24 protein-coding genes and 1 pseudogene are annotated in these 21,663 nt (G+C 65.4%); 13 read left to right on the top strand and 12 right to left on the bottom strand.

All coding sequences use genetic code 11. The features are described 5' to 3' along the window. Positions 1-135: 135 nt before the first annotated feature. Positions 136-441 carry a hypothetical protein gene (locus ABZN20_RS16230; protein ID WP_367025937.1) on the bottom strand — a complete coding sequence of 102 codons (306 nt, stop codon included), beginning with the start codon at positions 439-441 and terminating at the stop codon, positions 136-138. Between the two features lie 17 nt (positions 442-458). Beyond that, a complete protein-coding gene (locus tag ABZN20_RS16225; protein ID WP_367025936.1) occupies positions 459-1,244 on the bottom strand; it encodes a sterol desaturase family protein in 786 nt (261 codons plus the stop codon). Positions 1,245-1,338: 94 nt separating this feature from the next. On the opposite strand from ABZN20_RS16225, the gene ABZN20_RS16220 reads away from it, so the two are divergent. Continuing rightward, the gene (locus ABZN20_RS16220) at positions 1,339-2,379 is read left to right on the top strand and encodes a GlxA family transcriptional regulator (protein ID WP_367025935.1); all 1,041 of its coding nucleotides are present in this window, start codon (positions 1,339-1,341) and stop codon (positions 2,377-2,379) included. Positions 2,380-2,470: 91 nt separating this feature from the next. Here the strand turns inward: ABZN20_RS16220 and ABZN20_RS16215 are convergent, their stop codons facing one another. From ABZN20_RS16215 to ABZN20_RS16185, 7 genes and pseudogenes are all read right to left on the bottom strand, one after another. Beyond that, entirely contained in the window at positions 2,471-2,635 is a 165-nt protein-coding gene (locus ABZN20_RS16215; protein WP_367025934.1) for a DinB family protein, read from the bottom strand. 18 nt (positions 2,636-2,653) lie between these two features. Beyond that, the gene (locus tag ABZN20_RS16210; RefSeq protein WP_367025933.1) at positions 2,654-3,370 is read right to left on the bottom strand and encodes a hypothetical protein; all 717 of its coding nucleotides are present in this window, start codon (positions 3,368-3,370) and stop codon (positions 2,654-2,656) included. Then, positions 3,367-4,374: a recombinase family protein gene (locus ABZN20_RS16205; RefSeq protein WP_367025932.1), complete on the bottom strand. Its 1,008-nt coding sequence runs from the start codon at positions 4,372-4,374 to the stop codon at positions 3,367-3,369. Before ABZN20_RS16205 ends, ABZN20_RS16210 begins: the two co-directional genes overlap by 4 nt. Positions 4,375-4,399: 25 nt before the next feature. After that, positions 4,400-4,813, bottom strand: a pseudogene (locus ABZN20_RS16200) (recombinase family protein); the annotation flags it as partial. Next, on the bottom strand, positions 4,810-5,271 hold the full coding sequence (locus ABZN20_RS16195) for a DUF2924 domain-containing protein (protein WP_367025931.1): 462 nt from the start codon (positions 5,269-5,271) through the stop codon (positions 4,810-4,812). The pseudogene ABZN20_RS16200 and the gene ABZN20_RS16195, both read right to left, overlap by 4 nt. A 73-nt stretch (positions 5,272-5,344) precedes the next feature. Next, on the bottom strand, positions 5,345-5,920 hold the full coding sequence (locus ABZN20_RS16190; RefSeq protein ID WP_367025930.1) for a hypothetical protein: 576 nt from the start codon (positions 5,918-5,920) through the stop codon (positions 5,345-5,347). 81 nt (positions 5,921-6,001) lie between these two features. Continuing rightward, on the bottom strand, positions 6,002-6,262 hold the full coding sequence (locus ABZN20_RS16185; RefSeq protein ID WP_367025929.1) for a hypothetical protein: 261 nt from the start codon (positions 6,260-6,262) through the stop codon (positions 6,002-6,004). Here ABZN20_RS16185 and ABZN20_RS16180 point away from each other — a divergent pair. The 11 genes from ABZN20_RS16180 (at position 6,245) to ABZN20_RS16130 (ending at position 16,104) form a co-directional block, all read left to right on the top strand. After that, positions 6,245-6,493 (top strand): hypothetical protein, encoded by a 249-nt coding sequence (locus tag ABZN20_RS16180; RefSeq protein WP_367025928.1) that lies wholly within the window; start codon positions 6,245-6,247, stop codon positions 6,491-6,493. The genes ABZN20_RS16185 and ABZN20_RS16180 overlap by 18 nt on opposite strands. Continuing rightward, positions 6,490-7,140 carry a hypothetical protein gene (locus tag ABZN20_RS16175; RefSeq protein ID WP_367025927.1) on the top strand — a complete coding sequence of 217 codons (651 nt, stop codon included), beginning with the start codon at positions 6,490-6,492 and terminating at the stop codon, positions 7,138-7,140. The genes ABZN20_RS16180 and ABZN20_RS16175 overlap by 4 nt, the downstream gene beginning before the upstream one ends. Continuing rightward, positions 7,140-8,630, top strand: coding sequence for an AAA family ATPase (locus ABZN20_RS16170; protein WP_367027578.1), 1,491 nt, complete (start codon positions 7,140-7,142; stop codon positions 8,628-8,630). Before ABZN20_RS16175 ends, ABZN20_RS16170 begins: the two co-directional genes overlap by 1 nt. Before the next feature lie 297 nt (positions 8,631-8,927). Then, the gene (locus ABZN20_RS16165) at positions 8,928-9,176 is read left to right on the top strand and encodes a type II toxin-antitoxin system ParD family antitoxin (RefSeq protein WP_218808776.1); all 249 of its coding nucleotides are present in this window, start codon (positions 8,928-8,930) and stop codon (positions 9,174-9,176) included. Between the two features lie 54 nt (positions 9,177-9,230). Then, entirely contained in the window at positions 9,231-9,473 is a 243-nt protein-coding gene (locus ABZN20_RS16160; RefSeq protein ID WP_367025926.1) for a ribbon-helix-helix domain-containing protein, read from the top strand. Further along, complete coding sequence (locus ABZN20_RS16155; protein ID WP_367025925.1) at positions 9,470-9,802, top strand: type II toxin-antitoxin system RelE/ParE family toxin; 333 nt, start codon at positions 9,470-9,472, stop codon at positions 9,800-9,802. The genes ABZN20_RS16160 and ABZN20_RS16155 overlap by 4 nt, the downstream gene beginning before the upstream one ends. 271 nt (positions 9,803-10,073) lie before the next feature. Further along, entirely contained in the window at positions 10,074-10,406 is a 333-nt protein-coding gene (locus tag ABZN20_RS16150; protein WP_218808773.1) for a helix-turn-helix domain-containing protein, read from the top strand. Between the two features lie 518 nt (positions 10,407-10,924). Then, positions 10,925-12,664: a site-specific DNA-methyltransferase gene (locus ABZN20_RS16145; protein ID WP_367025924.1), complete on the top strand. Its 1,740-nt coding sequence runs from the start codon at positions 10,925-10,927 to the stop codon at positions 12,662-12,664. Further along, positions 12,655-15,276, top strand: coding sequence for a DEAD/DEAH box helicase (locus ABZN20_RS16140; RefSeq protein ID WP_367025923.1), 2,622 nt, complete (start codon positions 12,655-12,657; stop codon positions 15,274-15,276). The genes ABZN20_RS16145 and ABZN20_RS16140 overlap by 10 nt, the downstream gene beginning before the upstream one ends. Then, on the top strand, positions 15,273-15,818 hold the full coding sequence (locus ABZN20_RS16135; protein ID WP_367025922.1) for a hypothetical protein: 546 nt from the start codon (positions 15,273-15,275) through the stop codon (positions 15,816-15,818). The genes ABZN20_RS16140 and ABZN20_RS16135 overlap by 4 nt, the downstream gene beginning before the upstream one ends. Further along, positions 15,808-16,104, top strand: a complete 297-nt coding sequence (locus ABZN20_RS16130; RefSeq protein ID WP_367025921.1) for a TOTE conflict system archaeo-eukaryotic primase domain-containing protein — start codon at positions 15,808-15,810, stop codon at positions 16,102-16,104. The genes ABZN20_RS16135 and ABZN20_RS16130 overlap by 11 nt, the downstream gene beginning before the upstream one ends. A 52-nt stretch (positions 16,105-16,156) precedes the next feature. Here the strand turns inward: ABZN20_RS16130 and istB are convergent, their stop codons facing one another. Together istB and istA are read right to left on the bottom strand one after the other, a co-directional pair. Then, positions 16,157-16,912 carry an IS21-like element helper ATPase IstB gene (gene istB, locus ABZN20_RS16125; RefSeq protein ID WP_367025276.1) on the bottom strand — a complete coding sequence of 252 codons (756 nt, stop codon included), beginning with the start codon at positions 16,910-16,912 and terminating at the stop codon, positions 16,157-16,159. A gap of 26 nt (positions 16,913-16,938) precedes the next feature. Further along, on the bottom strand, positions 16,939-18,477 hold the full coding sequence (gene istA, locus ABZN20_RS16120) for an IS21 family transposase (protein ID WP_367025277.1): 1,539 nt from the start codon (positions 18,475-18,477) through the stop codon (positions 16,939-16,941). A 275-nt stretch (positions 18,478-18,752) separates the two neighbouring features. On the opposite strand from istA, the gene ABZN20_RS16115 reads away from it, so the two are divergent. Further along, complete coding sequence (locus ABZN20_RS16115; RefSeq protein ID WP_367025920.1) at positions 18,753-20,873, top strand: TOTE conflict system archaeo-eukaryotic primase domain-containing protein; 2,121 nt, start codon at positions 18,753-18,755, stop codon at positions 20,871-20,873. 513 nt (positions 20,874-21,386) lie between these two features. On the opposite strand, the gene ABZN20_RS16110 is transcribed toward ABZN20_RS16115, so the two are convergent. After that, the gene (locus tag ABZN20_RS16110) at positions 21,387-21,635 is read right to left on the bottom strand and encodes a helix-turn-helix transcriptional regulator (RefSeq protein WP_367025919.1); all 249 of its coding nucleotides are present in this window, start codon (positions 21,633-21,635) and stop codon (positions 21,387-21,389) included. Positions 21,636-21,663 lie beyond the last annotated feature (28 nt).

The following is a 21,663-nucleotide window of genomic DNA, read 5'->3' as shown; positions in this document are numbered from 1 at the left end:
CTATGCCTGTCGAAGCAGGAAAGGCGGCCAGCGCTGCCAACTCGTCGCTGCCGCGCTGCAACGACGCGTCGATCCCTCCGCTCGACCAGGCATAGATGGGGCCGAGATGATCCTCGTAATGGTGTTGCGAAATCGTCATGGGTATCCTCCGGGCGATGGCGACGATAATGCCTTTCCGATCATCGATTGTAGTGTCATCCCCTCGGTTCCTAAGTCTCGCAGTCGTCCACTGCGCGACGCGCCCAATTCGTTTTGGAGGTCTGCGTAGGGCATGAAATAGCTGTGCAGGCGCTCGAAGCCGGCCTCGTCCTTGAGCAGATCGAAGGCGGCGAAGTACGGCAGCTCGATACCCTCGTGATAGATCAGCGTGGTCTCCAGGCCGCCGTCGGTCAGAAACGGCTTGTCGTCCAACTGCGGAAGGTTGTGGCGGTATTTGCTCATGGCGTGACTCCTTGGGTTCAGGCTGAAGCTTGCGAGGTGACAGGCGGCGCCGCGCGCGGCCGCGACACGTCGCGCCACAGCAGCATGTCGCCGAGGCGGTACGAGGCGCCGTGGTAGAAGCCCGCGGCGGGCGCGAAGTCGCGCGGGTTGTAGAAAGTGCCGAACAGCAGGTCGAACACCGGCAGGTCCGAGTAGTTGCGCGCGTGCACATCGCGCTCGTGGTGGTGCGAGTGGCTCTCGGGGCGCTGCACGATGAACCCGAGCCAGCGCGGTGTGCGGATGTTGCTGTGCTGGAAGACGCTGAAAAAGGTGGTCACGTACAGCACCAGCGTCGCGGCCTCGGGGGTTACGCCGATCACGACGGTGAGACACAGGCTCGAAAGCGCCGTCCAGCCGAGCATGTCGAGCGGGCTGAACCAGAACGCACCGTACGTGTCGATGCGCTCGGCGCTGTGGTGCAGCTGGTGGAACGTGCGCCACAACCGGTTCGAGGTGTGCATGCCGCGATGCCAGAAATAGACGCCGGCCTCGTACACCAGCAGTCCCGCAGCCGCGCCGCCCCACTTGCCGAGGCCGGTCAAGTCAAAGAGCTGGAACCGCGCCAGGTGTTCGCCCCAGAGCAGCGGCAGGTATGAAGACAAAAAGAAAAACGCGACGAACGCGGCCAGCCCCATCAGTCGCCAGCCGTGCACGCGGGGCAGGGGCCGGGCCGGCGCCACGGCCTCCCAGAGCATGAGCGTGCCGTAGATGGCGAACACGACGAGGGACACGGGATCAAGGAGCAGTTCGACAGGGGTAGGCATGGTAGGTCTCCTGATAAAATTGACGATGCACAGCCTAGGCCCCCCAAGCCCGATCCGCTAAAGCCGAATACGCCACCAACCGGACAAACCGGCCATGACCGCCCTGCCAGCCCCCGTCACCGTCGCGATCCTCGCCGTCCTCGAGAGCAGCGGCTCGGTGGTCTACGGCATGTACGACTTGTTCCTGTCTGCCGGTCGCGACTGGGGGCTCATCGCGGAAGGCCGCCCCGGCCCGCAGCTCATGCAGCCGCTGCTGGTGGCAAGAGCGAGCGGAATCATGCAGCTCAGTAACGGGGTGCCGCTCACGCCCCATGCCACGCTCGCCGACTGCCCGCCCGCGGCTATCGTCTGCGTACCGGAGGTCAACCTGCCGCCCGGCACCCCGCTTGGCGAGCGTTTCGCGCCCGAGATCGAGTGGCTGCGCCGGCGCCACGCCGAGGGTGCGGTGCTCGCCACCGCCTGCTCGGGCGCGATGCTGCTCGCCGAGGCCGGCCTGCTCGACGGCCTCGAGGCCACCACCCACTGGGCCTGGTGCGATGTGCTGCGCGCGCGCTTTCCGCGCGTGCGGGTGCACGAACAGCGCGCCCTGGTGGTGACCGGCGAAGGCCAGCGCCTGGTGATGGCGGGCGGCGGCACGTCCTGGCTGGATCTGTCGCTCTATCTCATTGCCCGTAGCGTGGGTGTCGAGGCGGCCATGCAGGTCGCGCGCCTCAATCTCATCGACTGGCATGCGATCGGCCAACAGCCCTTCGCACGCCTGGCGCGCACGCGCCAGGTCGAAGACGCCGTCATCGGCCGCTGCCAGACCTGGATCGCCGAGCACTACGCGGAGCCCAATCCGGTGCGCCAGATGGTGCGCCTGTCGGGCCTGGCCGAGCGCACCTTCAAGCGCCGCTTCCAGCACGCGACCGGCATGTCGCCGCTCGAATATGTGCACGCCCTTCGCATCGAGGAGGCCAAGCAGATGCTGGAGGCGGGCGATGCGCCCATCGAGGCCATCGCGGGCGAGGCCGGCTACGAGGACGCGGGTTACTTCAGCCGGCTGTTCCGGCGCAGGGTGAACCTCACGCCGGCCCAGTACCGCAAGCGCTTCGGGGCGCTGCGAAGATCGCTCGCGCGCGGCGGGACTCCGTGACGATCTGCTGGCCCGGAAAGCCGGGCGCAACAGCGATCACCGCAGCGGACCTTGGCACGGCGAGGGTCCGTGTCAGGGAACAGCACGATGGTCATGGCGATGGGGATAAGCAGCGCGTCGCCGCCGCAGGCATGTAGATCATGTCCGTCTCGCCGAAGTCGTAGCCGAGCTGCGAGATCAGCGTCGTGATCTGGCCGCGGTGGTGGGTCTGGTGATGGAACAGATGGGTCAGCACGGGGCCGAGTGGTAAGGTCACCGGCTGATTCTCGGCTGCTCAAGGCCTCCGGCTGGTCTCTCGACAAGTAATCCGACCCGAAGGATGTCCGTGCGACTGTAATTCGCGATTGATGATGGCCCGCTGCTCCTCCCACAACAACGGCGTCCCCGACGCCAGATCGAACAGCGTCACCTCCGGCGGCAGGGTCTCGTCGAGGATCGCAGCCACGATATCCGGCGCCAGGGTGGTGAGGTTCACCATCCGGCTCACATAGGCCCGATCCATCCCCTCGCGCTCGGCCACCTCGGACAGCGTGCGCGCCTCGCCGGATTGTTCGCCCCATCCCTGGGGCTCACCCCTTCCGGGGCCAGCCTTCGGCTGTCCAAAATCGCTCCCGGCGAATTTGTCCACCATCGCCAGCCAACGGTGGCCAAGGGCGAGTGCGAGCTGGATCGGCGTCGGCGTGTCATCCCACGGGCGCGGCTGCATGGTCTCGCCATCCGGCAGGGTCACCGCCTTGCGGCTGCCGCGCCGCTTGATCCGGATCGGCACCGAGACGGTGAGGCTGCCGTCGCTCGCGGTGATCACCTCTGGCTGACCGGTCTTGTCGATCAAGATTTCGCTGCGGGCTCCATCCCTGGAGCCCGCCCCTGCGGGGCCAGCCTTGCGGCTGTCCAAATTGTTCGCCCCATCCCTGGGGTTCACCCCTTGGGGGCCGGCTGCGCCGTCCAAAATCGCTCCCAGCGATTTTGTCGTTCCCGACGAATTTGTCATGCCACGGCCTCCTCGAGGGATTCCGGGGCGGGTTCACGGCGCACATCCTGTGCTCCGCCCTGCGGGCAGCCTTCGGCTGTGCAAATCGGCAATCCTGCCGATTTGTCGGGGCGCAGCTCCAGGGCCGACACCTCGATGCCGTTCGGCCGGAACCGCACCTCGATGTCGTTCGGCGAGACGATCACCTTGTCGACGAGGAGCCGCACGATGCGCTGCTGCTCGGCCGGAAAGAGCTGATCCCAGATCGCATCCAGCCGGGTCATGGCCACGGTGACCTGGGCCTCGTCCAGGGAGGGGTCGAGCCGGGTGGCACGCTCGGCCACCCCGGCGACCATGGGAGGTAGCCGCAGCACCCGGCGCATCTGCGTAAGCCAAGCAGCCTCCAGCTCACCGGCCGGCAGGCGCGGCAGCCCGGAGGCACCGGCGTGCTCCTTGTTCTCCCGCGTCGGCAGGTAGTAGCGGTAGATGCGCCCGTTCTTCTTGCGCGTGGACCAGGGCGTGAGCGCCCGGCCGTCGATCCCCGCGACGATCCCCTTGAGCAGGAACGGCACCCGGGCGCGGGTGTTGTTGCCCCGCACACGCGAGTTCTGCGCGAGGATCGCCTGGGCGGCGTCCCACAGCTTGCGCTCGACGATGGTCGGGTGCTCGCCCGGATACCACTGATCGCGATGGCGGATCTCGCCCAGGTAGACCCGGTTGTTGAGCAGCTTGTAGACGAGGCTCTTGTCGATGGGCTTGCCCTCGCGCACCCGCCCGTCCTGGGTAGTCCAGGCCTTGGAGGTCACGCCGTCGAGACGCAGCTCCTTCACGAGCATGGTCGAGGACCCGAGTTCGACGAAGCGCTGGAAGATGTGGCGGACGATCTTGGCCTCGCGCTCGTTGGGCACCAGCCTCCGGTTGTCGACGTCGTAGCCGAGCGGCGGCACGCCGCCCATCCACATACCCTTGCGCTTGCTGGCGGCGATCTTGTCGCGGATGCGCTCGCGTGCGAGCAGTACTCGCACCCTCGCGCTCGAACTGCGCGAAGGAGAGCAGCACGTTGAGCATCAACCGCCCCATCGAGGTGGCCGAGTTGATCTGCTGGGTGACGGCGCTGAAGCTTACGCCGTGCCGGTCGAAGAGCTCGACCATCTTGGCGAAGTCGGTCAGCGATCGCGTCAGGCGGTCGATCTTGTAGACCACCACGATGTCGATCCTGCCGGCCTCGATGTCGGCGAGCAGCCGCTTGAGCGCCGGCCGCTCCATGTTGCCGCCGGAGAAACCGCCGTCGTCGTAGTCGTCGGCCACCGAGATCCAGCCCTCGTGACTCTGGCTCTTGATGAAGGCGTGACCCGCCTCGCGCTGTGCGTCGACGGAATTGAAGGACTGGTCGAGGCGTTCGTCGCTGGAGACGCGGCAATAGACCGCGCAGCGCTTGGGCGAGGTCAGGATGGGTGCGTTCATCGCTGGCCTCCCTTGCCCGCCTTCAGCCCGAAGAACTTGGGCCCGGACCACTGTGTACCGGTGATGTGCCGCGCCGCCGCCGACAGACTCTTGAAGCGCTGGCCCTCGAGCTCATAGAGGCCTTCGGCGGTCACGGTCACCCGGTACTCGCGCTCGTCCCACTCGCGCACCAGCACCGTTCCGGGCATCAGGTGGCATTCCGTGCCGCGCCCGGCCTGCTGGATCTTCGAGAACAGCGCGCCGCGCTCCACCAGATAGCGGCGCACGCCCGCCGGCAGTGGCCCATACGTCTGCACCTGCAGCCGGTAGGCCAGGCGCGATTCCACGTAGTGGCGGTTGGTGTGGGCGGGACGGCGCGGGAAGTGGGCGTCCCAGAGCGCCCAGAGCTCTTTCATGGGCAGGCCGGGCAGCGCCGCCAGCTGCGCGCTGATGCTGTCTTTCGTTGGGGTACCGGTCATCGTTTGGACTCCTGTGGTTGAGACCGGTCGATGAACGCGCTGTGGCGGGCAGAAGCCAAGTCCATAAACGGGCTCAGAGCGCGGGAAGCTCGGCGTCCAGCGCGGTAGCGGCAGCCTCCAGGGCCTCCTCGGGAATCTCGATCGCGTAGCGGTCCCGTTCGCGGCAGAAACCCGCCCGGTGCGCCGCCACGGCGGCCTGGGCGATGAGGCCGATGAAGGCCGGCAACTGCTCCTGCAGTTCGATCTCGGCCACGGTCGCCCGCGCCCCGAGCCACTGGTCCCGGACACGGCGGATGGACTCGGGCAGGGCCTCGCGCTCAGCCTCCAGTGCCTCGATGCGCCGGCCGACCTCCTCCAGCGTCTGCCGGGTGGCGATCAGTTCGGCCTGCTGTGTGGTCAGCTCCGCCGGAATCGGCGCCAGCTCTCCCGCGTCGATCAAGCGCTGGGCGGTGGATCGGGTCTCGTCCGTGAGCTGCCGCCGCAACTCGTCGATGCGCGCTTCGAGCTTACCGCGCAGCGCAGCGGCCTTCTGCACCTCGGCGCTGAGCGCGGCCCGGCGGGCGGCGAGCCGCTCCAATTCGGCCTTCGCCTCTTCCAACTGGTGGGGCGCAGTCACCAGCCGTTCGAGTCGGGCGTGTTCCTCGCGCAACGGATACAGCGCCTCCCGGCAGCGCGCGGCTTCGGCCTCGGCCTGGTTCTTCTCGCGATAGAGGCGCTGCTCGGCCGTGGATCAGGTGGTGGACGGGGACCGCTCCTCCAGCTCCCGATAGGCGCGGCGCTTGTGCTCGGCCTCGGTCTGCGCGGCGGTGGCGGCGCGTTCGGCCTCGGACAGCTGACGGCTCAGCACCTCGAACTCGGCGCGGAGCTGCTGGAGGTAGCCGCTGGGTCGGTGCTTGATCGACGCCATCGAGGTGCACGAACGGCGCCACAGCCGCCGCTGCACGGCGGGAAGCGAAACAGCGGGGATCTGCCGGTGAAGAGTCGCGGTCATCGGAACCTGCGTAAGCGTCTCGCCCGGCAACTGCGCGCGCAGATCGCCAAGCACGGCATCGAGCCGGTGCTCGACCGGATGTTCGGTCCCGGCTCCTGGCGCTACGACGAACGCGAGCGGCTCTGGATCGTGCCGGACACCCAAGACAGCGGGCCGGGACGTGCCTACTACTGCATCAACGCCGACGGCGACTGGTTCAAGGCGCGGCTCGACGGGGCGCACACCCAATGAGCACCGCCGCCATAGACGCGGTCTGCATTCCGCCCCATCCCTTCTTCGACTTCAACGACGCGCCCGACCACATCGAGCGCCGCCACGACAAGGACGATCTGCGCAACCGTTTGCTCGATCAGCTCGAAGCGGTCCTGAGCTACCTGTTTCCGCGCGGCAGGCGCCAGGGAACGCGCTTCGTGATCGGTAACCTGCAGGGCGATGCCGGCGACAGCCTGGTGATCGAACTCGAAGGGCCGAAGCGCGGGGTGTGGATCGACTTCGCCACCGGCGAATCCGGGGACGTGCTGGCGCTGTGGGCGGCGGATCGGGGCTTCACGCTGCCGTGGGATTTCGGTGAGCTGCTCGATGACGTCAGTGATTGGCTGCTGGTGCCGCCGCCGCTTGTTTCGCTGCCGCCCAGTGGAACCGTCATCCATGACGATCTCGGCCCCTTCACCGCAAAGTGGGACTACTTCGCGGCGGACGGTCGACTCATCGCCTGCGTCTACCGCTACGACCCGCCCACCGGCAAGGAGTACCGCCCCTGGGACGTCAGAAGCCGCACATTCCGCATGCCCGAGCCGCGCCCCTCTACAACCTCCCCGCACTCCATCCCACCGATACCGTGGTGCTGGTCGAGGGCGAGAAGTGCGCCGATGCGCTGATGTCACTGGGGATCGTCGCCACCACCGCCATGGGCGGTGCCGCCACGACCATCGACAAGACCGACTGGTCGCCGCTCACCAGCAAGACCGTCATCCTCTGGCCCGACCACGACGAAGCCGGGGCGAAGTACGCCGATAGGGTCGCACCCAAGCTGCACGCTATCGGCGCCGAGGTGCGGCGGGTCGCCATCCCGGCGGACAAGCCCCGCAAGTGGGATGCCGCCGATGCCGTGGCCGAAGGCGTCGATGTGCACGCCTTGCTGGCCGGGGCGATGCCAGTTACCGACGACCAACCCCGACGCCGATTCGACGTCACGCAATGGCGGGCCCGCGAACGCTTTACCGGCGAGCCGCAACCCCGGCGCTGGCTGGTCGAAGGTGTGTTCCCGCTGGCACAGACCGCGCTGGTAGCCGCCGCCGGCGGTGTCGGCAAATCCTTCCTGCTGCTGGCACTGGCGCGGGAAGTGGCTGCCTTCGATGGCGTCTGGGCCAACGCGCCCACTCTGTTCGGCGGCCCGCTCGCCGGCCATGGCCTTGCCGTCTATATCACGGCCGAGGACGACGGCATCGAGGTGCACAACCGCCTCAATGCTCTGGGTCCGATCCCGGACCGGCTCTACGTGCTACCGCTGCCAGACGCCGGTGGCGCCGTGCCGCCTTTCGCGCCCGATCCGGCAACCCGCGGCCCATCGACCACGCCGGCATGGCTGGCGCTGGAGCAGCAACTCTCCACCCTGGCCGGTCTGCGACTGATCATCCTCGATCCGCTGCAGCCGCTGTGCGCCCTGGATCTGAACGTGCCCGAGAACGCCCAGTTCGTCTGCTCACGGCTGGCGGCGCTGGCCGCCAGCACCGGCGCCTCGGTGATCGTGTCGCACCACTTCGCCAAGCGCGAGGCCTCTACACCCGAGCAGGCCCGCGAAGCGATCCGCGGCACCGGGGGCCTGGTCGATGGGGTGCGCTCGGTCTACGCCCTCTGGAACCCGAAGGAAGACCAGGCCAAGGCAATCTGCAAGGCGCTGGGTGAACCCTTCGATCGCGGTCGCGTCGCCATGGGCGGCGTGGTCGAGGCCAACGGCCATGCCAACCTGCGGGTGACCACCTTCCTGCGCGATAGGCGAGGACTGCTGGTGGATCGCAGCGAGGAGTTGGTTCGGTCCAATCGGACCGACGTGGACCTGCTGCCCGAGCTCAAAGCGGCCATCGCGCGGGCCGCCCTTGAGGGCAAGCCCTACACCAAGACCGGCGGCAACGGCGTCTACGAACGCCGGCACGAACTGCCCGAACCCTTCCACGGAATCGGCAAGCACCGCCTCGCCGACTGGGTGGGCACGCTGCTGGATCGGGGCGAGCTGGTCATGGCCATGGCCGCAGGCTCGAAGCTGGTCAAATGGCTCGATGTGCCCGACGGCCCGGTGGCGCGCGGTGAGGCGGTGTTCGTGACCGGGCATCTGGGGCGCTCCACACCGGAGGGCCGGGATGCCAAGTGAGCGTTCCCGGCTTCCCGCTTCCCGACCGGGAACGCAGGGTCGGGTGGGAAGGCAAAACACCAGCAACGACAAGGGCTTGAAGCTTTCCCGGCCGCAAGCCTTCCCGGACCGAGGCGGGAACGCGCAAACCCAGCAACGGCGGGACTTTCCCGGTTTCCCGGTCTTTCCTCTCTAAGAGAGAGGGTGAGCATGGGGAATGCTCACCCCCATCGCTCTTGTTCCGGCATTGACGAGCATGGCGTGCACTGCTGTAATAACTTGCTGTAATAACTGTTGTTAACAGATAGGAGACGTGCCATGCCAACCAGCGTCGCCCTGGGCCGCCACTTCGAGACCTTCATCCGCGAGCAACTGCAAAGCGGTCGTTTCAACAATGCCAGCGAAGTCGTCCGCGCCGGCCTGCGTCTGCTGGAGGAGCGCGAACAACGCCATCAGGCCGAGCTGCAGGCCCTGCGTGCCGACATCGCGGCGGGCAAGGCCAGCGGCACGCCCAAGCCTGCCGACGAGGTGTTCGCACGGCTCGAAGCCGAGTACAGCAATCAGTGAATGTCGTCTCTTGCCAAATTTTGCCAAGGCGACTAATCTTGCGGCATGAGCACGATGAATATTTCCCTGCCCGAAACGCTGAAAACCTTCGTTGACGAACAGGTCAGCCAGCGCGGCTACGGCACCAGCAGCGAGTATGTGCGCGAGCTGATCCGCAAGGATCAGGATCGCATGCGCCTGCGCGAACTGCTCCTGGCGGGAGCCTCTTCCTCACCCGGCGCGCCATCCGATGCCACCTACTTTGAAGGTCTGCGTCATCGGGTACGCCAGAGCGCAAAGCCCGGCGCCAAGGGGTGACGGTCAAGCCTGTCATTCCGCGCGAACAGGCCAACCGGGATGTAAACGATGCGGTCGCCTACTACCTGAGCGAAGGTGCTGAAACAGCCGCATTCGGGTTGATTGACGCGCTCGAGCAGGCCTACGAGCACATCAGCCGTCACCCCGCTACCGGCTCTGCACGTTACGCCCACGAACTGAACCTGCCCGGCCTGCGTGTCTGGCCTCTAACCCGCTATCCCTACCTCGTGTTCTACGTCGAGCAGCCGGATCACATCGACGTCTGGCGCGTACTGCAAGGCCAACGCGACATACCCGCGTGGATGCAGGAGCTGGACGCCAGCGTCTGAAGGCTCGCCAACGGCCTGACGGGTCCCGTCCTGGCCGGATTCGTATACGGGGGGCGCGAGCGCGCTACTCGTCTACCGTTCAGGGTGCAAACCGAGGTTTGCAGGGTTTGCGGTTTGCAGGCCCCATCCCTGGGGCCTGCCGCTTCGCGGCCAGCCTCCGGCTGTCCAAAATCGCTCCAGGCGATTTTGTGCACCTCGAAATCCGACGGTAACGATGACGGATACTATGCTTGCGTGATAGCATCTCGGCATCACAACGGGGAATCCAGGCATGCGCACAGTGATTGGCATCCGTCCGGCCAAACCCGGCCATCGGACGGTCGATGACGCCAATGGCCCCACGCCCACCGTCTGGTTCGATTCCTGGCGGCAGTTGGCCGGTCTGCTGTCGGACGAAAACCGCGCGCTGCTGCGCCTGATGCAGGAGCGGCAACCGCGCACGGTGTTGGAGCTGGCCGAATGGTCAGGCCGCGCGGCCAGCAATCTGTCGCGCACCCTGCGTCACCTGGAGCGTCACGGCCTGGTCAAGCTGCACCGCAGCCCGGACACCCGTGCCGTGCGCCCGGAGGCGCTGGCCACCGAGTTTCTGATTGTGCTGGATTGAGCTGAGAGGAGCAGAGATGACGTTCGAGGTGTATTGCAACAAAGCCAATCTGGATACACCGACATCCGCCAATTGGCGTGCGCGACATCTCTTGACCGGAAACCCCTGTTTTTGGGCGGCGCCGCGCCACCGGCGGGGAGCTTGCTCGTGATGGTCGTCCAGAACGAACGAAGGCCGCTGATTCGCTAGGCGGGTTCAGCGGCCGAGACCTCGATAGATTCAAAGCCGATAGGCAGTGAATTCAACGTCAGAGCCTATCCTAAACTGCTCGACAGTCAAGGCGGCCGGGATTTGGCTCAATCCCTGGCGTATCTGTCCGACTTGCGCCAGACCGGCGAGCCAAACAGCCGGCCGCATTCTGTAACGCACTGTCTTAACAGGCATTCCATCTTGCCTCACGCCCTCACAATGAGCCAAAGCGGCGAGTTGAGGCGCTGGTTGAAGATTACGCCGCTCACCCTCCGGACTGGCCCTCGGGTCGCCCTACAAGAACAGCAACGAGACCCTGCATGCCTACATTGAACTGGATCGGCAAGGAAGCCGTCGTCAAACACCACAAAGAAGTGCCGTTCCGGCTGGTGGAGCCGGTGCCGGAGCTTTCGCTCCCCTCGCCCGCCGGGAGAGGGGCCGGGGGTGAGGGCGACTACAGCGGCAACCTGATCGTGCAGGGCGACAACCTGCATGCGCTCAAGGCGCTGTTGCCGCGCTATGCCGGGCAGGTGAAGTGCATCTACATCGACCCGCCCTACAACACCGGCAACGAGGGCTGGATGTACAACGACAACGTCAACAGCCCCGAGATCCGCAAGTGGCTGGGCGAGGTTGTCGGCAAGGAGGGCGAGACGCTGGATCGGCACGACCGCTGGTTGTCAATGATGTACCCGCGCTTGGTGTTGCTGAAGCAGTTTCTGCGCGAGGACGGGGCGATCTTCGTGTCCATCGATGACAACGAGGTGGCGACGCTGCGCTTGTTGATGGATGAGATTTTCGGGGCGAAGAATTTCGTCGCCACTGTGCTGTGGCAGAAGGTCTATTCGCCGAAGAACTCGGCACGTCATCTATCCGAAGATCACGACTACATCGTCATCTACGCAGCCAAGGCCGATGCGTGGAAACCGAATCTCTTGCCGCGCACGGAAGAGCAGAACGCTGCGTACAAAAATCCGGACAAGGACACGCGCGGAGTCTGGAAAACAAGTGATTTGTCGGCGCGCAACTATTACTCGGCGGGAACGTACTCGATCACCTGCCCCTCTGGGCGAGTAATTGAAGCCCCACCAAAGGGAATGTATTGGCGGGTTTCAAAGGAAAAGTTCGAGGAACTGGACCGCGACAACAGAATCTGGTGGGGCAAGGATGGCAATGCCATTCCGCAGATCAAACGGTTCCTGCACGAAGTCAAGGACGGTCGGGTGCCGCAGACTATGTGGTTTTATCAAGAGGTCGGCCATACGCAGGAAGGCAAGAAAGAACTGCTCGAACTGGTCGATTTCGACACGTCTGACGACGTTTTCGTCACGCCGAAGCCCACCCGTCTCATTCAGCGCATCCTGCAGATTGCCACCGACAAGGACTCCATCGTCCTCGACAGCTTTGCCGGTTCCGGCACGACTGGCCACGCCGTGCTCAAGCAGAACGTCGAGGACGGCGGCAACCGCCGCTTCATCCTCGTGGAGATGGACGAGGGCATCGCTCAAAACGTCACCGCGGAGCGGATGCGGCGCGTCTGCACCGGCTACACCAAAGGCGCCCTCACCCCCGGCCCCTCTCCCGCCAGCGGGCGAGGGGAGAAGGTTGTCGAAGGCCTCGGTGGCGGCTTCCAGTTCTGCCGCCTCTCCAGTGAACCGCTGTTCAAGGCCGACGGCCCCATCCGCCCCGATGTGACTTTCGCGCAACTGGCGGAGTTCGTCTGGTTCATGGAGACGGGCACCGGGCTTGCGCAATCGGCGCTTTCGCCCTCACCCCCGGCCCCTCTCCCAAAGGGAGATGGGAGAAAGGCGGCGACGCCGTTTCTCGGCATGTACAAGGACCGCGCCGTCTTTCTACTCTACAACGGCGTCCTCAAGGACAAATCGGATAGGGGCGGCAACGTGCTCAACGGCCGCACGCTTGAGGTGCTTGAAAAGGCCCTGCCCGACTTCGACGGCCCGCGCGTGGTCTACGGGGCGCGCTCGCGCTTCGACAAGGCCAAGCTCGCCAAGCTGGGCATCACCTTCCACCAACTCCCCTACGAACTGGCGGTGAAGACATGGTTTTGAATGGATTGAAACAGTATCAGGAAGCCTTGCTCGACGCCTTCGCCGCCTATCTCGCCCGCTGCCGCGAGTTGAAGGACCCAGGCTTGGCCTTCGCCGAATCGACCCAGGCCCACTTCGGCCATGCCCTGCCCTACCACCCGCTGCCGGGGGCCGATGCGGTGCCCTATGTCTGCCTGCGCGTGCCGACCGGCGGCGGCAAGACGCGCCTCGCCGGGCAGGCGATCAAGCGGGTGAACGATGCGTTTCTCGCCACCGAACACGCCCTGGTGCTGTGGCTGGTGCCGTCGGACCCGATCCGCGAACAGACCCTGCGGGCGCTGAAGACGCCGGGGGAGCTGCTGCATCAGGACATGCGCGACCTCTTTGGCGCGGTGCATGTGCTGGACATCAACGAGGCGCTCTACCTGCAACCGGCGACGCTCAACACCGGTAACACCCTCATCGTCGCCACCATGCAGAGCTTCAAGCGCGACACCGCCGAGGGCTTGCGCGTCTATCGCCAGAACGGCGCCTTGATGCCGCACTTCGATGGTGTGTCGCCGGAACAGCGGGGCGAACACTCGCTGGTGGATGTGATCCGGCTGCGCCGCCCCTTCGTCATCGTGGACGAGGCGCACAACCAGGGCACGCCGCTGGCGGTCGATACCCTCACCCGCTTCAACCCGGCCTGCATTCTGGAGCTGACCGCGACGCCGGACCGCGCCAACCAGCCCTCCAACGTGCTGCGCAGCGTCTCCGCCGCCACCCTGCAGGCGGAGGACATGCTCAAGCTGCCGCTGGAGCTGGCGATTCACCCCGAGTGGCGGGTGTCGCTGACCGAGGCCATCGCCCGTTTACGCCAGTTGGAGAAAGAAGCGGAACTGGAAAAACAGCAGACCGGCGAAACCATCAAGCCGGTGGTGATGCTGATCCAGGCCGAGCGCAAGGCCGGTGACAAGGAGACCTTCACCCCGGAGCGGGTCAGGCAGCACCTGATCGAGGATTTCAACATCCCGGCGGAGACCATCGCCATCGCCACGGGGGCGGTGGACGAACTGACCGGCAAGACCCTCGACGACCCGGACTACCCGCAGTTCATCATCACCGTGGACAAGCTGCGCGAGGGGTGGGACTGCCCCTATGCCTATGTGCTGTTCTCCTTCCGCAACACCACCTCCGCCACGGCGGTGGAGCAGGTGTTGGGTAGGGTGCTGCGCATGCCCCACGTCACCCGCAAGCAGCAAGAGGCACTGAACCGCAGTTACGCCTATGTGGTGTCGTCGGAACTGGCCGCCACGGTGCAGGGGCTGCGCGACGGGCTGGTGCAGAGCGGCTTCGAGCGGCTGGAAACCAAAGACCTCATACGCGCCGCCGACGACACCGCGCCGATGGGTGATCTGTTCGCGCCGCAGGGGGATCTGGTGATCCCGCTGCCGGCGGTGAACGATGCGGTGGCCGTGCCGGATGAAACGGCGCTGTTGTCGCTGCCCAAGGCACTGCGCGACAAGGTGGAGGTTTCGCCGGAGAGCGGCACGCTGACGGTGAAGGGCGGCGCATCACCAAAACAGATTCAGCAACTGGCAGAAACGTTCAAAGAGCCAGAGACGGCGAAGGTGGTGCGTGAGCGACTCGACACCGCCCAGGCCGTTGCCACGGCCCCGCCAGCCCGTATGCCCACGCCGGCGGAACGGGGCGAGAAGGCTACGGTGCCGCTGTTGGGCTACACCCAGTACGGCTTCTTCGACGTGTTCGACGAAACGCCCCTGCTGGACGCCGATTGGGAGATTACGGATTTCGATCCGAAACTGACCGAGAGCGAGTTTGCCCACGACGTGGAGGCGATGCGCCGCGCCTCGCTCTCGATCTCGCAACTGGAGAAGATCGAGTGCGATGTGTACGACCGGCTCGACAGTCAGTTGGCGCTTTTTGGCGCAGAAGACGGCTGGACGGTGAACGACCTGATCTACTGGCTGGATCGTAATTTGTATTTCCCGTACTCGGAACGGGATCAGAAGGTGGCCTGGCTCGGCGCGGCCTTGGACCACCTGCTGCAACAGCGCGGTTTTTCCCTGGATGAGCTGGCCTATCGCAAGTTCCGCCTGCGCGGGGCCTTGCAACGCAAGATAGCAGCGGGACTGGTGCAGGCGAAACAGCGGGTGTTCGACGGGCTGTTTGCCGACGAATCGGGGTTCGCGGTGCGTGACGAACACAGCATCGTGCTGGAACAGGGACGTTACGCCTACGACTTCCAGTACACCGGGTTCATCCCCCTCAAGCGCCACTTCTTCCCGGTGATCGGCAACCTGAAGAACAGCGGCGAAGAGTTCGAGTGCGCCGAGTTCATCGCCAACCAGCTGGAAGGCGTGGCGTGGTGGGTGCGCAACGTGGAGCGCAAGCCGACCTCGTTCTGGCTGCAAACCGCCTCGGACCGTTTCTATCCCGATTTCCTCGTGCAGATGGCGAACGGCCCGCTGGTCGCCATCGAGTACAAGGGGGCCCATATCGCCGACGGCCGAGATAGCCAAGAAAAGCAGCGCATCGGCGATTTGTGGGCGCGGCGCAGTGAAGGGCGGTGTCGGTTTGTGTGGGTGGAGAACAGGCAATGGCAGCGGATCGAGGAGCATCTGAAATGACAAGCCGCAGCAAGCCCACCTGGTCCGACGTCAAGGGCAAGCTCGCCGGCTTCGACCGCCAGAGCCTGATAGGACTGGTGCAGGACCTCTACGCGGCCAGCAAGGACAACCAGGCCTTCCTGCATGCGCGCTTCGCGCTGGGCGGCGACGTGCTAAAGCCGTACAAGGCCACGATAGACCGCTGGCTCTGGCCGGATGTGTTCAAGAACCAGGACACCTCGGTGTCCAAGGCCAAGAAAGCGATCTCGGACTACAAGAAGGCCATCGGCCAGCCGGAGGGGCTGGCCGAACTCATGGTGTTCTACTGCGAGCGCGCAGCCGGCTTCAGCAACGATATCGGCTTGCAGGACGAGGGTTACTTCGACGCGCTGGTCCGGATGTTCGGGCAGGCGCTGAAGACTATCGATGCCTTGCCTGAAGATTGCAAACCCGCATTGATGGCGCGCCTGGATGCCGTGCGCCACATCAGCCGCAACTTCGGCTATGGCGTTGGCGACGACATGGACGATCTCCTCGCCGAGTATGGGCTCGATGGCCGATAGCGATGAACTCGCTGCACTGCGCGCCGAGAACGCTCGCCTGATCTCGCTGCTCGAATCGCACGGCATCGAATGGCGTGCGCGGCAGCAGCCATCACCGCTGCCCGTCGAGCCGTCGAGACTGTCCACCGACGAGAAGGTCGACCTGTTTCGACGCCTCTTTCGCGGCCGCACCGACGTGTTCCCAGTCCGATGGGAAAGCAAGACCACGGGCAAGTCGGGCTACGCGCCGGCCTGCGCCAACGACAAATTTGCACGGAGTGCGCATTCCGGCGAACGTGACCGTTGATTCCGGTGATCGTGACCGCCGGGGATCTCATGCCGCGCTGGAGGTTGGTTTTTTACTTGGACCGGTCACGTTGGGTCAAGCCGGCGGTGGTTTTGCGCATCGACTCGCCGGTCAGGGGTAGCCGGTGGGCGTTGTGCAGGAGGCGGTCGAGGATGGCATCGGCGAGGGTGGGCTCGCCGAGGTAGTCGTGCCAGTGCTCGACCGGCAGCTGGCTGGCGATGAGGGTGGAGCGCAGGCCGTGGCGGTCTTCGATCAACTCCATGAGGTCGTTGCGCTGAGAGGCGGTGAGCGGCTGGATGCCCCAGTCGTCGAGGATGAGCAGGTCGGTGCGGGCGAGCTGGTTCATGAGCCGGGAATAGGAGCCGTCGCCGCGGGCGACGGCGAGCTGTTCGAGCAGCCGAGGCAGGCGCAGGTAACGGACGGCTAGTCCCTGGCGGCAGGCCTGATTGCCGAGGGCGCAGGCGAGATAGGTCTTGCCGGTGCCGGTGGGGCCGGTGAGGCAGAGATTGTGATGGGCGCGCAGCCAAGAGCCTTCGGCGAGCGCGGCCATTGGGGGACGATGCAGGCCGCGGGGGTGGCGATAGTCGATATCCTCGATGCAGGCGGCAAGGCGCAGCTTGGCGTCCTTGAGCAAACGGCTGAGGCGGCGGTTGTCGCGGTAGAGCAGCTCCCGGTCGACGAGCAGCGCGAAGCGCTCGTCGAAGGAGAGATCGTGGGTGGCGGGCTGTTCGAGCTGTTGTTCGAAGGCCTCGCGCATGCCGGTGAGGCGCAGGGTGTGGAGCTTGTCCAGGGTTTGCTGGGTGAGCATGGTTTTGTCTCCTGTTGTAACGGGTTTCAGTTGTAGTAGTCGGGACCGCGCACGTTGCCGTGGGCCGGCAGCGCCGCGGCGGTCTCGTCATGGGCCTCATGCGGCTGGCGGTCGAGCCCCTTGTCGAGGATGGAGCTGACGGAGCGATAGGACGGTGATTGGATGGCCAAGGCCCGCGCACAGGCCGCCTCCAGCCGCGCTCGGCTGTAGCGCCGAGCGAGATTGAGCAGGCCCAGGCAGGCGCGGTAGCCGTGCTCGGGATGGGGCCGGTTGTTGAGCTGGTGTTCGACCACGTGCAGCGTCGCTACGCCGATGTCTTTGGCCCAGTTCATGAAGCGCCCCGGTGACCACTGGCGGTGCTCGCGGTGGGACTTGGGCATGTGCTCGGGGAGGGTGGAGAAGCGGCCGGCGCCCTGGCGCGGGTGCGCGGCGACGCGGTGTCCCCGGTGCAGCACCTCGATGCTGGTGGCGGTGGCGCGCAGCTCCAGCACCTGGCCGACCAGCGCATGGGGCACGCTGTAGAGGCGACCGCCGAACTCGACGTGGTAGTCGATGCCGGGCTTGACCTGTTTCCACTCGGCGTACTCGTAAGGCACCAGCGGCAGGGGTTTGAGGGCCGGCCGGTCGAGGGACTCGAACAGGTCGCGGCGGCTGTCGGGCTGGCGCTGGAAGGGGCGGCCGTTGAGTGACTCCAGCAGCTCGTGTATGGCCTGGTTGAGGGCCGCCAGGGAGTGGAAGGTGCGATGGCGCAGCCGGGCCAGAATCCACCGTTCCACGACTTGCACGGCCACCTCCACCTTGGCCTTGTCCTTCGGCTGGTAAGGGCGCGCCGGCAGGATGGCGGCGCCGTAGTGGCGGGCCAGCTCGGCGTAGGTGGCGTTGGGCTCGGGGGCGTAGCGGCAGGGCTGGCTCACCGCCGCGCGCAGGTTGTCCGGCACCCACAGCGCGGGGGTGCCGCCGAAGTAGCGCAGGGCGCGCTGATGGGAGGCGATCCAGTCCGGCAGCGCCTGGGTCCAGGTGGCCTCGGCGTAGGTGTAGCTGGAGGCGCCGAGCACGGCGACGAACACCTGCGCCTGGCGCAGCTCGCCGGTGGCGGGGTCGATCACCGGAACGGTGGGGCCGCAGTAGTCGAGAAAGAGCTTCTCGCCGGCGTGGTGAACCTGGCGCATGCTGCGCCGCTGCTGGCCCTGCCAGAGCCGGTAACGGTGGCAGAACTGGCTGTAACGGTAAGCGGCCTCGCCGTGGGTCGCCACGTACTCGGCCCACAGCAGCTGCAGGGTCACCCCCTTGCGCTTGAGCTCGTGGTGAAGGCGCGGCAGGTCCGGCTCCACGAAGCGCGCCGGGGCCGTGGGGGCGGGGAACAGCAACCGCTCCAGGGCCGCCTCGTCCATCGCCCCGGGCAGCGGCCAAGCAACGCCCTTCGCCTGGGCGAGGCTCACGTACTTGCTGACCACGCCCTTGGAGACGCCCAGCGCCCGGGCGATCTTCTCGTGGCTGAGCTTCGCCTCGTGCTTGAGGCGCAGAATCTCGGTGATGTGTCGCATGGAACTCCTCTTTGCCGGCATGTCGCCCCCTTCGAAAGTAAAAGGGCGGCTCTATGCCTGTTGGGGTTGAGAAATTCCAGCGCGGCTGAGGTGATTCCGGGAACGTGACCGCGATTTCCGGCATCGTGACCACCGATTCCGGCCGGAAGGCCAAAATCGGTCACGATCAAACGGAATCGCCGGTCACGTTCACCCGGCATGGGCGGTCACGATCAAACGGAATCGGCGGTCACGTTGGGCCGGAATACGCACGGAGAGCAATTTTGCACAGCGAAGCAGCCCGTAGGGCGAGGGCCATGGATGGCCCGAGTGAATGGCGTGCTGGCGTCTGCGAAAAGCCTCGCATCAAGTGTGCAGACTGCAGCAATCGCCTGCTGATTCCGCTGTCGGACGCGGTGATCTACAAGCATCTGGCCGGCGAGCACACGGTTGGGGTGTATCCGCTGCTGGAGGACGACGGCTGCCACTTCCTGGCCGTCGACTTCGATGAGGCGGAATGGCGGGACGACGCGCGAGCGTTCATGCAGTCCTGCGACGAGCTCGGCGTACCGGCGGCGCTGGAAGTTTCGCGCTCCGGAAAAGGTGCGCACGCATGGGTGTTCTTCGCCAACCGAGTCTCGGCCCGTGATGCGCGACGGTTGGGCACGGCCATCATCAGCCATGCCTGTACACGCACGCGGCAACTCCAACTCACCTCCTACGACAGGCTGTTCCCCAACCAGGACACGATGCCCAAGGGCGGCTTCGGCAACCTGATCGCCCTGCCGCTGCAGAAGGGCCCGAGGGAAAAGGGCTTCAGCGTGTTCGTCGACGCCGAGCTGCGCCCCTACCCGGACCAGTGGGCATTCCTGGCCTCCATCCAGCCGATGACCGCGCACGACATCGAGCCGACCATCCTGAGGGCCACGGGTGGCACCCATCCTTTGGATGTTACTTTCATCGACGACGAGGACTTGGCGACGCCCTGGAAGCGCAAGAACGTATCGACCAGGAAGCTGGCCGGGCCGATGCCAAAGTCGCTGAACGTGACGCTGGCCAATTTCATCTATTTCGAGAAGGCGCAATTGCCGCAGGCACTCGCCAATCGGCTGATCCGGCTGGCCGCTTTCCAGAACCCCGAGTTCTACAAGGCCCAGGCGATGCGGATGTCCGTGTGGGACAAGCCGCGCGTCATCGGCTGCGCCGAGAACTACCCGCAGCACATTGCCCTGCCTCGCGGGTGCCTGGATGCCGCCCTGTCATTGCTCCGCGACAACGGCATCGCCTGCGATCTGGAAGACGAGCGTTTCGCCGGTGCACCTCTGGAGGTGACCTTCGTCGGCACCCTGCGCCTCGACCAGGAGGCTGCCATCGCAGGAATGCTCCCCCACGATGCCGGCGTGCTGTGCGCGCCGACGGCATTCGGCAAAACGGTCACGGCCGCCGCGATGATTGCCCGGCGGGGAGTGAACACCTTGGTTCTGGTGCATCGCACGGAACTGCTCAAGCAGTGGCAGGAGCGCCTGCAAGCCTTTCTTGGCGCCGGCAAAGGCGTGGTAGGAACCATCGGCGGCGGCGGCAAGGCCAAGCCCACCGGCAAGATCGATATCGCGGTGATGCAGTCTTTGTCCCGCCAGGGCGAGGTGAACCCGCTGGTCGAAGACTACGGACAGGTCATCGTCGACGAGTGCCACCACGTCGGTGCGGTGTCCTTCGACGCCATCCTGAAGAGAACCAGGGCGAAATACGTGCTCGGCCTGACGGCAACGCCGATCCGCCGCGATGGCCAGCAGCCGATCATCTTCATGCAGTGCGGGCCGATCCGCCACACGGCGGCTGGGCCCGCAGGCGCTCCCCAGGATTTGGAGGTCGCGCCACGGTCACGCTTCGCGCGGATCGATCTGCCATCCGAAGCCGGGATTCAGGACGTGTTTCGTCACTTGGCCAACGATCAGGACCGTACCGACGCTATCACGGCAGAAATTCAGGGGGTTTTCGCACAAGGCCGCAAGGTTCTGGTGCTGACCGAGCGGACCGAGCACCTCGACGCCATCCACGCCGCGCTGGATGGGTATGAGCCGGCCCTCTTTGTGCTACATGGCCGAATGTCGAAAAAACAGCGAGGCGCCCTCATTGCTCAGCTGGATGCCTTGCCGGCCGAAGCGCCGCGCATCCTGCTGGCGACTGGTAAGCTGGTCGGAGAGGGTTTCGACCATCCCCCTCTCGATACACTGGTACTGGCGATGCCGGTTTCCTGGAAGGGAACGCTGCAGCAGTACGCCGGCCGCCTGCACCGGGAGCACGCATCCAAGACCGGCGTTCGGATCATTGATTTCGTCGATACCGGCCATCCAGCCTTGCTGCGGATGTGGGAAAAACGTCAGCGTGGATACCGGGCGATGGGTTACCGGGTCGCTGCGGAAGTGGTCGATTCATGAGCCGGCCTTTACGACATTCCGCGGGCTTTTGCACCGGTCCGAAATGGCTGACCGAGGAACCATTCCTGCCGTCAACCATCCGCCACCAAATACATAAAGGTCAACCGTTCTCGGTTGGCCTTTTTCTTGCGAACTCGCGCGTGTCCGCGGGGACTCCTGCGAATTCCTGCGGACTCCCTCCCCCGGCCGTCTTGGCCACCTCGGACCGCATTTCACTCACTCCGTGCCGTTTTTCTCTCCGGCCTCGCTCCCCGGCGAAGGGGCGAAGTCCGCAAGGGCTGCAGGTCCAGAAGGTGCAGGTGTTCGATTCTTTCCGCAGGAACCCGCAAGAGTTCGAAATCGTCCGCACGGCCTGATGGTAGGTTGTTGATTTTGAACAAACCGCTCGATCGGTCCGCGCTTGCGGACTGCGGACTTTCAGTACGCTGGCAATCCGGCTTGTAACGTGGTCGGGATGTCGTTGCGTTGCGAAACGTCTGGTTGTCTACATCTACCGACGGACCGGAACACTTCTCAGCCGGCACCACCCCGAGCCGCGGCGGTTTTGGTCGATGTGGCCAAACACGACTCCTCATAGGCCTCGATATCGACCTGGCGGTACAGCACCCGACCGCAGATCTTCAGGAACTTGGGCCCTATCCCCTCGCTGCGCCAGCGTTCGAGGCTGGCCTCGCTGATGTTCCAGCGGGCAGCCAGTTGCTTCTGGTCGAGGTGAACGACGTCCATCTTGGTCTCCTTGCGCATGAGCTGGCAGGAGTCCATGAAGGCCCCGTTTCGCCGACGAGCCAAG

Source organism: Methylococcus sp. ANG (genome assembly GCF_040730495.1).
Classification (GTDB): domain Bacteria; phylum Pseudomonadota; class Gammaproteobacteria; order Methylococcales; family Methylococcaceae; genus Methylococcus.
The sequence above is the reverse complement of the archived record's forward strand: the minus strand, read 5'-3'. Positions and strand labels throughout refer to the sequence as shown.